The organism is Candidatus Kosakonia sp. 282A-S69 (assembly GCF_029433855.1).
Taxonomy (GTDB): domain Bacteria; phylum Pseudomonadota; class Gammaproteobacteria; order Enterobacterales; family Enterobacteriaceae; genus Kosakonia; species Kosakonia cowanii_A.
The window spans coordinates 5,566-5,811 of record NZ_JAROAU010000005.1 but is presented as its reverse complement, the minus strand read 5'-3'; positions in this window follow the sequence as shown (position 1 = coordinate 5,811).

The window sequence follows — 246 nt, the reverse complement described above, 5'->3', positions numbered from 1 at the left end:
AGCTACGCTAGCTAGAGCGACGGCGGCGGCATGGCCGGCGGCGGTGGGGTTTCGGTCTTGGTAGATAACCTAGATACGGTGCGCAAACGACGAAACAGAGAGGGGGAAACGGATGGAGAGCTCACGTAGACCCTGTAGAGGTGGACGGCGAGCTTGAGGGAGGCCGGACGGGTACGGATTTGATGTCGGTGACCCGCGGTGGCCGAGGAGGGGAACGGCGAAGCTGGCAGCATCCAGTGCTTCCGG